Raw genomic sequence first — 10,119 nt, forward strand, 5'->3', positions numbered from 1 at the left:
ACCGCGCGCCAGAGCCAGTATGACCGACCCGCGATCTTCACAACGACTTCGTCCAGATGCCAGACATCGCCGGGGCGCGGCAGCCGTCGCTGTAGAACGTGGGCGATCAGGGGGCCGAACTTGACGCACCAGCGCCGGATTGTCTCATACGAAACGTCGACGCCACGTTCCAGCATCAGCTCTTCGACCTCGCGCAGGCTCAAGTTGAACCGGACGTAAAGCCAGACAATATGAGCGATGATCTGAGGCGGAAACCGGTGGCGTTTGTAGCTGATCTTTTGTGTCTGCATCGACACCGCCTACGCCCAGATCAATGAACCAGCAACCTCAGGACCGTTAATGTGACAACACCCTTTCAGACCTTTGGTTAAGAAGCACATACTTCAGCGAAAAGCTGACGTGGAAAGGTAGGCCTCTTCCCGTGGCGCAACTTATTCGGCCGGAACCATAGCGGCTATTCCGCGTTTGCAACACTAACAGAAGGAGAACGATGATGACGTCACAGCGCCAAGCGACTGCAAATTTGGTTCACAATGGAGAATATTCCGATCTCCGGTTCGTCAATATGATGTCTGCCCATCATGCGATGGCGGTATCAATGGCCGAGGTTGCGGTGGAAAAAGGCGAGCACAGCGAACTCGTCCAGTTCGCAAAGACCATGATCGAAGATCAGAAGAAAGAAATCGAAACGCTTGATGGCATAATCGAAGACCTTGATGGCCCTGATGAAGTCGCGACAGAGACCCATCCCCGTGAGCGCAGCATGCTCGGGATGGACAGCCCAGAAGAACTCGCAAAAAAGGCACCCTTCGACAAAGCATTCATTGATTCACAACTGCCGCACCATGCCTCTGCAATTGAAATGGCAGCGGTCGCTCTGAAACAGAGCTCCAACAACGACATCAAGAAGCTTTCGAGGAGCATTATCGATACTCAGGCCCAAGAGATCGGCAAAATGATCGACTGGCGCCATAGCTGGTACGGTGGAAAGGGCTGATTTTGCCAGCAAGATAGCCTTCCTGTGATCTGGCCTACTGTTTGATGTCACATCCACTGGGCCAGCACGCCTCAGAAAATGTGCAAGGGTCCAGCGGTAAGAAGGCTTTTATAGTTCGCGCCGATAGGTAACCTTGCTTGGGCATAAGGGATACCAGATTCATGACGACATTGATCGCCATCATTTTGATCTTTGCATTCTCAATGCTGTTCACCGCAGCATTGCGCGCAAGCGGTACGGGTCCGAGCACCTATCCTCAGAAGCGCCCTATACTCGGGGGCAGTGATCCTGAGACCCATGCATGGCAACGTTTCCACGTCCGATACTACACTATGACGCTGCTGTTCGTCGCCTTCGAGATGGAAATGATGTTCATGTATCCTTGGGCCGTGGTTTTCGTAGAGGAAGGCCCCAAGGCGCTGGCAGAGATGGGCATGTTCTTGGTCATTCTATCGGTCGGGATCGTCTATGGCTGGCGGGAGGGTATTTTTCGGTGGGAATGAGCTGGCTTGCAAGAATGGCAGAGCTGGCCGAAGTGCCGGTGTTTGTAGCCTTTGGCGAGGGTGCCCCTGCCGATGCTGCGAGCGTGCTGGTTAAAACCCCCGGATTGCGCGTTGTTGAGACGCCGCGAGCCGCAGCGGTTTTGTTGGTTGTAGGCACGATACCAGAGGCTCTTATACCTCCACTACACCGCCTGCATGACCAGTTGCCGCACCCCCGCGCCAGCGTTCTCTGGCATTCACGGAATGAGTTGCCAGGCGCTACGAGAGTAGAAGAAATAGCGACCATTGGCGCTTTTCTAAGGGTAATTCACAGAGATCTGCTGGCTGGCAACCTTAAGACCGAACCCGACATTTTGCCAGATGCCCCGCCAAACGAGTGGCGCGGGATTGGTCCACATGGTCAGGGCGGTAAAGGCATGATGGGCGGCACGCCTTACGGAAGGACGATGGCAATGACAGCCGCCGATCTGCGGGATGGGCTGGAGCTTGATGCCTACACCGCAGATTTCGGTCCTTTTCTCCCCATGCTCCCGCCCGGGCTCGTCCTGACCCTCACTCTCCAAGGTGACATGATACAGAAAGTTGCGGTTGCGCATCCGCCGTTCGAAACCCAAGAAAAACGCGGTTGGGTTCTACTCAATCTTCTGGGACTGCCAGCCCTGGCTGAACGGATGTTACGCGCCACCAACATCGGCAATGCGACCCTTAAACGGCTGATCCGCTTATCGGGCGCGCAGGCAGCAATCCCCGAAGGGTTGGGCCGCACTCATGACGGATCGGACGTACGCACGCGCTTTGACCTGCTGATCGGCACTTCAGAACCCATCTTCAACCTGCACGTCCAGCAAACAGGCCTTGATGATCTATTGATCGGTCTGGAATGGCACGAAGCCATGCTGGTTTTGAACAGCTTTGACAACGCATCGCTGCGCGCCATCTGCGCCAATACCTCTAATCCTGAGCCCGGTGCCATGGCGGGCGGCATGGATCACGGCGTCCATGCAGGGCACATGTCATGAGCGTCGCCCTCACCCTGATGATAATGCTCGTATTCATGACCGTCGGCATGCTTATCGCTGCGGTTCTGGACACGTTGTTCTACCGATGGCTGGCCGGACGCACTGGGGGCAGTTTGCTAACTCCGCTCTATGCCGCCGCGGCGGAAGTGTCTCGGCAACGAATTTCGACCGAGGCGCCAGACAGAATGAACTGGTTCCTGTCCATCTCGGGTTTTCTGACGCTCGGTGCGATTGGTCTCGCTGTCGTACCGCTCGGGCCACAGTCTGCAGTGATTGGCCTCGAAACCAGTGTGGTGCTGTGGGGGGCGTGCGAGTCCCTCGTGGTTGTGCTTGTGTTTTTGCACGGCTGGTCACCCAATTCCCCACTCGCCCTGATCGGGGCCTATCGCTACGTCGCTATTGGGCTGCCGATCATGCTGCTAAGCATGTTTGTCCTGATCGCCGCCGCACTGCCTGCAGAGTCGCTTGATCTACGCGCTATCGTGACGTCGCAAGAAGACCTATGGAATGTGATCCGCCAACCGCTTGGGCTGCCCCTCTTCATATTGTTGGGACTGTCACTTACGCTGCGCGGGCCACTCGACTACGCCGATGGTGCTGATCTTGCAGGCGGCACGTCCATCGAAGATTCAGGCGCTAACCGGGCCGGTTGGCAGGTGGCGAGATTGTCCATGTTAGTTGGCTTCTCTGCCGTGGCCGCCTCGGCGTTTCTGGGCGGGTATCTCGGCCCGGTCCTTCCTGCTGTTGTCTGGCTCGCGTTCAAAACACTAACCATCATGGCTGTCATCATCGCCCTGTCTCATCTGCTGGCGCGTATGCCCGTAGCACGGTTGCTCGGGCTGATCTGGAAGGTCCTGCTGCCAATTGCCTTCTTGGACTTGTTGCTGGCCGGACTGGTGGCGCTGGCATGACGGATATTACTTTTTATATCCTTTCGGCGCTCGCCATCTGGAGCGGTTGGCGGGTTTTTCAGGTCGACTCGATGATCCGTGCAACATTCGCGCTGATGGTTTCGTTCATCTGTGTCGGTGCCATCGCGCTATTGATGTCTGCCGATTACATCGGCGTCGCCACGGTCTTTATGATGGCGGTCGAGATGATGGTCATGGGTCTTTTCATGGTGATGTTCATGATGAACCCGGCAGGCCTGAACCCGATGCAGATGGTGCATCAATACCGTCTATCGATAGGAGCGGGCATTGTAGCTTTCATCGGCCTCACAGTCGCGGTGCTGGAAACTGACCTACCGCATAATCCCCTGCCTCCGGGTCAGGATACCATGCGTGATCTGGGCATCAACCTGCTGGGCAGCTCGATGCTGATATTCGAGACCGCAGGGGTGACGCTATTGGCGACCATGCTCGGCGCTGTCATCTTATCGAGCCGCCGTGGCCGGTTTGGCGTGTCGGACGCGGGTGCTATTCCCCCAGGGCTTCATCCGGGCGGGACACCTGCGGGTCGCAAGGTGGAGGAAGGCGGTGGCCACGGAGGGCACGGCGGCCATGGTGGTCATGGGGGTCATGACAAGATGACCGACAAGAAGGACGGCGACCAAGGCACTGGCCATATGGGTCACGAGATGGCCGACGACGACCCGGCGTTGTCAGCAGAGCATACGGGTCACGTGGGACACACAACCGGCGCTGACCCCGAAGGCGCCGATCCAAAGAAGCCCAGACAAGAGCCAGCACCGGACCCGCATAAAGGTCACGGCACCAAGCTGAAGAAGGAGCATTGATATGACTTTGACGGCCATATTGATTGTCGCGTCGGCGCTCTTTGGCATCGGTCTGTTCGGTGCGTTGTCACAGAAATCCTTTGTAATGCTGATGATGGGCTTGGAGTTGATGCTAAATGGCACCCTGCTCGCGGCTGTCGGGTTTTGGGCCTTTACCCTCGAGGGGGCGCCTGAGGGGCAATTGCTTGCGATCCTGATCATGGCGGTGATGGCAGTCGAGCTGGCAATTGGCTTTGCTCTTGTTGTTGCCATCTATCGCAAGCGTCAAGCGGACGTGATTGAAGCGCTCGGGACGCTGAAAGAATGACGCTTTGGCTGCTCCCCTTTCTGCCGATTTTGTCAGGCGCGATCATCGCGGTGATGGGTGATCGGTCGCGTGGCTGGCTTGGAGGGTTGGCAGTGGCCGTGCTTGGTGGGACTTTCGTCATGGCGATGGCTGCCGTCACACAAGAATGGACCGCGTACTTGATCTGGTCGGATGCACTCCGGCTTACCGCCTCGCTCACGCCGATCTCAGCGGCGGTTGCTCTCATGGTTCCCGCCATAGCACTTGCTGTTGTCCTTCACGCCACACAGCATGAACAAGCGCGTGGGCTGGGGCGGCTAACTGGCATCATGATCCTGTTCACAGGCGGCATGGAATTGGTTGTCGTCGCCGATGATCTTTTGACGCTGCTTATCGGCTGGGAGCTAATTGGCGCCTGTTCCTGGGCGCTGATCTCGCACAAGTGGCACGACATCGAAAATCCGCGTTCGGGCCTTTATGCTTTCGTGATGACGCGGTTCGGTGATCTTGGACTTTTTGCCGCTGCGATGGCGCTCTATTCCGCCACGGGGTCTTTCGATTATGCCGGCATTGCAACGCTCGAAGGCACGGCTCAGGAGATCGTGGCCTTTGGAATCCTTCTTTCGGCGGCCTCAAAGGCCGGACAGGTTCCCTTCTCGCCTTGGCTGTTTCGGGCGATGGCTGGCCCCAGTTCGGTCTCGGCGCTTCTCCATGCGGCGACGCTGGTGGCAGCCGGTGCCTATATCATCGCGCGTCTTGAGCCATCCTTGTCCCTCGCTCCCGGGTTTAGCGTCGCGGCGATCTTGATCGGGTTGATCACTGCTCTGGCGGGTGGCGTCACCGGGGTTTTGCAGAACCACGCTAAACGGCTGCTTGCGGCGTCCACTTCGGCCCAACTCGGATTTATGTTCGTTGCAGTCGGCGCGGGGTATCCGGGGATCGCGGTACTGCACTTGATTGTCCACGCCACATTCAAAGCGCCGCTTTTCCTTTCGGCTGGCCTCGCAGGGGATGCTGCGGGGAGCTACCGCTTGGATAAAATGATGCTGGGCCAATCGATGCCAATCGTCGGGGGGCTTACAGCTATAGCAGCAGTCGGGCTTGCCGGGATGCCACCTGCGGGAGGTGGTTGGAGTAAAGAAGAGATCATTAAAGCGGTTGAACATACTGGGTATTGGCTACCAATCGCAGTGATGCTCGGCGGCGCACTGAGCGCGGCCTATACGACGCGCTTCTTATTGCTGGAATTTAGCTGGCGCGGCAATGACCAGCGGTCAATCGAGGTGCCTGACAGGATGGAAACCATCGGACTGGGTATCCTCGGCGCATTGACACTGGCAACAAGCCTACTGTGGTATCCGCCCCTGGCTGAGGCACTTGCCGCCTTATTGGACATGACGCTCCCCAAAGGCAGCCCTTTGATGCTTGGCCTTTCGCTGACCTTTATCGCCGCCGGTGTCTTGGGCGGCGTCTATCTGGTGCGGCAGCATCCTATGCTCGGAACAAGCGGTGCCACTGCTGCCGCCTCAAATTGGCTCGGGCTGCCCAAGTTGATCACCATCGCCGTTGTGCGACCCTTAGATGCGCTTGCCCGTACAACGGCTTGGATTGACGACACTCTCATTGACGCGGGGCCTCGTGGGGTCGCTTTCATTGGCCGCAAAGGAGCGGCTTTTATCGCGGAGGTGGACAACCGTGTTGTTGATCAGGGTATCCGCAACACTGCTGCATTTGGCGACTGGCTTGCTCAGGTCAGCGACCGCTTCGGGGAGACGATCTCTGATGGCATACCCGAAGGCAGTGCGCGCCTGACCGGTATGTTAGGCCGCGACACTCGCCGCCTGCAAACCGGACTTTCCCACCACTATTACGCTTACATTATCGGCGGCGTCATCGCCGTGATCGCCATTCTCGCTGCAGGAGCATGACATGCTGACACTCACCATCCTAATCCCGATGCTGGGCGCCCTGGCTCTGACCGTTCTGCCCAGTCTCGGCCATGCCGCTGCCCGCATCATCGCGGTCGCAACCTCGACATTGTCGTTCTTGCTGCTTTTAATCGTCTGGTACCAGTTTGACACAAGCTCAGCGGCCCCTGCCTTTCAGGCCTATGCGGAGGCCCCTTGGATACCCGCGCTCGGTGTCTTCTGGCGCGTGGGCGTGGATGGCATGTCATTGGCGCTCTCGTTGATGAGCGGCGTCCTCTTTATCGCTTGCATCGCATGGCCGATGGAGAACCCTGAACGTCCCCGCGCCTACTATGCATGGTTTCTGTTTCTGGAGTCGGTGTCGCTGGGCCTATTCATGGTCCTTGATCTACTGATCTTCTATGTCTTCTTTGATCTCAGCCTCGTCGGGATGTTCTTCCTTATCGGACGGTGGGGCCATGGTGACGCCCAAGGTGCGGCGCTCAAGTTCTTTATCTATACATTAGCGGGGTCCCTCGCGATCTTGCTGGCAATTATCGGGCTGGTGCTGACGGTTGACCCAATCACGTTTGACATGCGCGCCTTGATAGCTGCGCAGCCATTGGCAGGGATGGATTTGCGGGGCGGTTTGATCCTTTTGGGCTTCGTTCTGGGGTTTGCCGTCAAGGCCCCTCTGTTTCCAGTTCACACCTGGTTGCCACCTGCGCACGTCATGGCACCGGGGCCGGTGTCGGCCATCCTCGCTGGCGTCTTGCTGAAGATGGGGACCTATGGGCTTGTGCGGATCCCCTTTCAGATGATGCGCGAAACCTTCGCCGATTATGCATTGCCGCTGGCGATTGTGGCACTCGCTTCTATCCTGTGGGGAGCCATTGTCGCCTTGGGGCAAACCGACCTAAAACGGCGCATCGCCTACACTTCGGTCAATCATATGGGCTATACCGTCTTGGGCATCGCCGCCGCAGGAGCATTGTTGAACGGCGCAGAAGGTGCGCGCGAAATGGCTTTGACCGGTGCGGTGGTCGAAATGGTAGCGCACGGGCTAATCACCGGCGCGCTTTTCTTGATTGCCGGTGGCTTCTGGGCGCGCAGTGGGACCTATGACATGGATGCTTACGGCGGGCTGGCTAAAGTGGCTCCTCGCTTGACAACCGCTGCAGTGATTGCGGCTTTTGCCAGCCTGGGGTTGCCGGGGTTAGCCGGTTTTGTGGCGGAAGTGCAGATCTTTGTCGGCACCTTTGCCGTCTTTCCGGTGATCGCTGCGATTGGTCTGCTGGGCATTCTCATTACTGCCGCACTCTTTCTGCGGTTGCTGCAACAGGTGTTCTTTGGTGACCTGCCAAAAGCGCGTGAGGGGTTTGCCGATGTCAGCTTACTTGAAGGCAGCATTCTTGCAGCGATCTTGGCGCTGGTCATTCTGATCGGCATCTATCCGCGCTGGTTGCTTGATCTGATCGGCAGCGCATCCTCTGCCATAATAGGGAGCTGACTGGTGCCAATCGGCGACGTATCCCCTGAGATCGCGATCATCGTGGCGGCAGTGTTAGCGCTGCTGTTTGCGGCCTTTGCGCCCCGACGAATGCAGGCCGGGTCGGCATTCATCGCCCTCGCAGGCATTGCCGTCGCCATTGTTTTGGTTCTGGGGCAGTTGGGGGAAACCCGGTTCACCTTTTCAGGAGCTTGGGCGCTGGACGGAGCGAGCCTTTGGGCGCGATTGATGATCCTGCTGGGCACGGCCTTTTGTATTCTGCTGGCGCCGGGCTGGTTCCGCACCGATCCACGCCATGGAGAATATTACACGATCCTCCTGCTTGGTGCGCTTGGGGCTATGGCAATGGCCGGTGCCGGAGACCTGTTACAACTCACTATCGCGGTGCTGCTGTCTTCAGTCACCGGCTACACGCTGGCCGCGTGGCACCGCGACTGGGCGCTGTCCGTCGAAGCTGGCATGAAATATTTCCTCATGGGCGCGCTGGCAAACGCATTGCTGATTACCGGGGTCACCTTAATGCTGGGACTCTTGGGGAACACCGGATACGCAGATATTGCCGCATCATTAAGGCTCGGCACTGGGCTTTCTCCGCTGCTCTTCGTCGGATTTGCGCTAACCCTAACCGGTGTCGCGTTCAAACTGGGTGCAGTACCCGCGCATGCATGGTTGCCCGATGTAGCCGAAGGCGCACCGGTCCCTTCAGCCGCATTCCTGACGGTCGTGCCCAAGATCGGCGCGGCCATAGCATTGGCCCGCCTCGTGCAGCTTGTGCCCCCCGAATTCCTTGGCCTGCGCCCGCTGATCGCGATTTTAGCCGCAGCGACGATGACCTTGGGCAATCTGGCCGCCTTTTGGCAAGATGATATCCGCCGGCTAATCGGTTGGTCCTCGGTGGCACAGGCAGGCTACTTATTGATGGCCGTCACCGTTCTGGGGCTTAGCCCAGATGCGCTGAGTGCCCTTTTGGTCTTCATAGCCAGTTATGCGATGGGCAATCTCGCTGCCTTCGCAGTCGTGGCATACCTACGCGGGCGCACGGCTATCGCCGACTACGACGGCTTGGCCAAGCGGCGCCCGCTCGTGGCGACGGTATTGGTGGTCTCCTTCCTCTCTTTGGTGGGCATTCCGCCAACAGTCGGATTTCTGGGCAAACTTGCCCTGTTCATGACCACGATAGACGGCGGCTATACTTGGCTCGCCGTGGTGGCCGCCGCAAATACCGTTGCATCGTTGTTCTATTATGCGGGGGTCATGGGCCGCGCATATTTCAACGCGCCACCTGAGGAGGTCGCTGTGCTTGATCGCCCAAGTGGTGTGGCAGTGTTGATCGGGGGCATTTTCATAATCGGCGGAGCCGTGTTGGCTGGAAGCGCGTTCACAGCCTTTCAACTCAGCCAGCTATTGCCGGGATAACTGCATCATGTGGCAAATTTAACAAGATTTCATAGGATAAACGAGATGAAGGACTGCCTCATCATCGGTGGCGGGCCAGCGGGTCTTACGGTGTTGTCACGTTAACGGGCCTGAGGTTGCTGGTTCACCGATCTGGGCGTAGGCGGTGTCGATGCAGACTGTCGCGTAGCCCTTAATTGTGAGATGGGAAATCCAACGAAATCAACGGCTGAGCTTTGCCCTTAAATATGAGATTTTGCCTTTAATTCTGATATTTTTGCCCTTAAACGTGAGACAGGGTTCACAGACATTTGCGGCAAATATCGATGAATGATGATGGCGAAGACTCCGTTGCCGTTGGTGCTGAAGAGGCGCGCAGGGCCGCGGTGCTGCGCCCTCTAGTTCAGGCATATCTCAATGGGACTGGCAGCCTGGAACGTGGCATCAATGACGCCGTTTGGGAGCTTGGTGTCAGCAGGGCGACGGTCTGGCGTTGGATAAAACGGTTGGCGGAAGAGGGTGGGCGCACCAGCGTTCTGGCTCCGCGGAAACGGGGCCGCCCGACCGGGACGATGTTAATATCCAGCAAAGTCGAAGCGGTAATCGAGGAGCACCTTCGCCGCTATTTCTTGCGCCGGGGTGTTGTCACGTTAACTCGCCGAATTTGCAAGTTGGCAAGCTGTTCGTTGATCAAGCGGCCTGTGCCGCGGATTTCCACGCCTCGAATGCTTCGAGCCGATGGTAGCGGATGGTGAGCGCAGAGC

At 57.8% G+C, this 10,119-nt stretch carries 10 protein-coding genes; 9 read left to right on the top strand and 1 reads right to left on the bottom strand.

Annotated features, from left to right (window positions below):
• Positions 1–290, bottom strand: a 290-nt coding sequence (locus FCK22_RS17475) for a transposase (protein WP_136720716.1), incomplete at its 3' end; no start/stop codon positions are given.
• 200 nt (positions 291–490) lie between these two features.
• On the opposite strand from FCK22_RS17475, the gene FCK22_RS17480 reads away from it, so the two are divergent.
• The 9 genes from FCK22_RS17480 to FCK22_RS17520 all read left to right on the top strand — a co-directional run bounded on the left by FCK22_RS17480 (position 491) and on the right by FCK22_RS17520 (position 9,376).
• The gene (locus FCK22_RS17480) at positions 491–997 is read left to right on the top strand and encodes a DUF305 domain-containing protein (RefSeq protein ID WP_082852049.1); all 507 of its coding nucleotides are present in this window, start codon (positions 491–493) and stop codon (positions 995–997) included.
• A gap of 161 nt (positions 998–1,158) precedes the next feature.
• Positions 1,159–1,500: an NADH-quinone oxidoreductase subunit A gene (locus FCK22_RS17485; protein ID WP_067264333.1), complete on the top strand. Its 342-nt coding sequence runs from the start codon at positions 1,159–1,161 to the stop codon at positions 1,498–1,500.
• Positions 1,501–1,514: 14 nt separating this feature from the next.
• Positions 1,515–2,519 (top strand): hypothetical protein, encoded by a 1,005-nt coding sequence (locus FCK22_RS17490; protein WP_136720717.1) that lies wholly within the window; start codon positions 1,515–1,517, stop codon positions 2,517–2,519.
• Positions 2,516–3,430, top strand: coding sequence for an NADH-quinone oxidoreductase subunit H (locus FCK22_RS17495; protein WP_067264328.1), 915 nt, complete (start codon positions 2,516–2,518; stop codon positions 3,428–3,430). Before FCK22_RS17490 ends, FCK22_RS17495 begins: the two co-directional genes overlap by 4 nt.
• Positions 3,427–4,257: an NADH-quinone oxidoreductase subunit J gene (locus FCK22_RS17500; RefSeq protein WP_136720718.1), complete on the top strand. Its 831-nt coding sequence runs from the start codon at positions 3,427–3,429 to the stop codon at positions 4,255–4,257. The genes FCK22_RS17495 and FCK22_RS17500 overlap by 4 nt, the downstream gene beginning before the upstream one ends.
• Before the next feature lies 1 nt (position 4,258).
• The gene (gene nuoK / locus FCK22_RS17505) at positions 4,259–4,564 is read left to right on the top strand and encodes an NADH-quinone oxidoreductase subunit NuoK (protein WP_067265818.1); all 306 of its coding nucleotides are present in this window, start codon (positions 4,259–4,261) and stop codon (positions 4,562–4,564) included.
• Positions 4,561–6,471, top strand: coding sequence for an NADH-quinone oxidoreductase subunit L (locus FCK22_RS17510; RefSeq protein ID WP_067265817.1), 1,911 nt, complete (start codon positions 4,561–4,563; stop codon positions 6,469–6,471). Before nuoK ends, FCK22_RS17510 begins: the two co-directional genes overlap by 4 nt.
• Before the next feature lies 1 nt (position 6,472).
• Positions 6,473–7,960 carry an NADH-quinone oxidoreductase subunit M gene (locus tag FCK22_RS17515; RefSeq protein ID WP_067265815.1) on the top strand — a complete coding sequence of 496 codons (1,488 nt, stop codon included), beginning with the start codon at positions 6,473–6,475 and terminating at the stop codon, positions 7,958–7,960.
• Positions 7,961–7,963: 3 nt separating this feature from the next.
• The gene (locus tag FCK22_RS17520) at positions 7,964–9,376 is read left to right on the top strand and encodes an NADH-quinone oxidoreductase subunit N (RefSeq protein WP_067265814.1); all 1,413 of its coding nucleotides are present in this window, start codon (positions 7,964–7,966) and stop codon (positions 9,374–9,376) included.
• Positions 9,377–10,119 lie beyond the last annotated feature (743 nt).

Origin of the sequence: Sulfitobacter sp. 15WGC (genome assembly GCF_005068605.1) — a bacterium.
Classification (GTDB): Bacteria; Pseudomonadota; Alphaproteobacteria; order Rhodobacterales; family Rhodobacteraceae; genus Sulfitobacter; species Sulfitobacter faviae.

What these genes read in the sequence shown, in the direction of transcription:
- nuoK (WP_067265818.1), top strand. Translation starts at nt 4,259, where the DNA reads ATGACTTTGACGGCCATATTGATTGTCGCGTCGGCGCTCTTTGGCATC.
- FCK22_RS17485 (WP_067264333.1), top strand. Translation starts at nt 1,159, where the DNA reads ATGACGACATTGATCGCCATCATTTTGATCTTTGCATTCTCAATGCTG.
- FCK22_RS17515 (WP_067265815.1), top strand. Translation starts at nt 6,473, where the DNA reads ATGCTGACACTCACCATCCTAATCCCGATGCTGGGCGCCCTGGCTCTG.
- FCK22_RS17500 (WP_136720718.1), top strand. Translation starts at nt 3,427, where the DNA reads ATGACGGATATTACTTTTTATATCCTTTCGGCGCTCGCCATCTGGAGC.
- FCK22_RS17495 (WP_067264328.1), top strand. Translation starts at nt 2,516, where the DNA reads ATGAGCGTCGCCCTCACCCTGATGATAATGCTCGTATTCATGACCGTC.
- FCK22_RS17510 (WP_067265817.1), top strand. Translation starts at nt 4,561, where the DNA reads ATGACGCTTTGGCTGCTCCCCTTTCTGCCGATTTTGTCAGGCGCGATC.
- FCK22_RS17480 (WP_082852049.1), top strand. Translation starts at nt 491, where the DNA reads ATGATGACGTCACAGCGCCAAGCGACTGCAAATTTGGTTCACAATGGA.
- FCK22_RS17490 (WP_136720717.1), top strand. Translation starts at nt 1,515, where the DNA reads ATGGCAGAGCTGGCCGAAGTGCCGGTGTTTGTAGCCTTTGGCGAGGGT.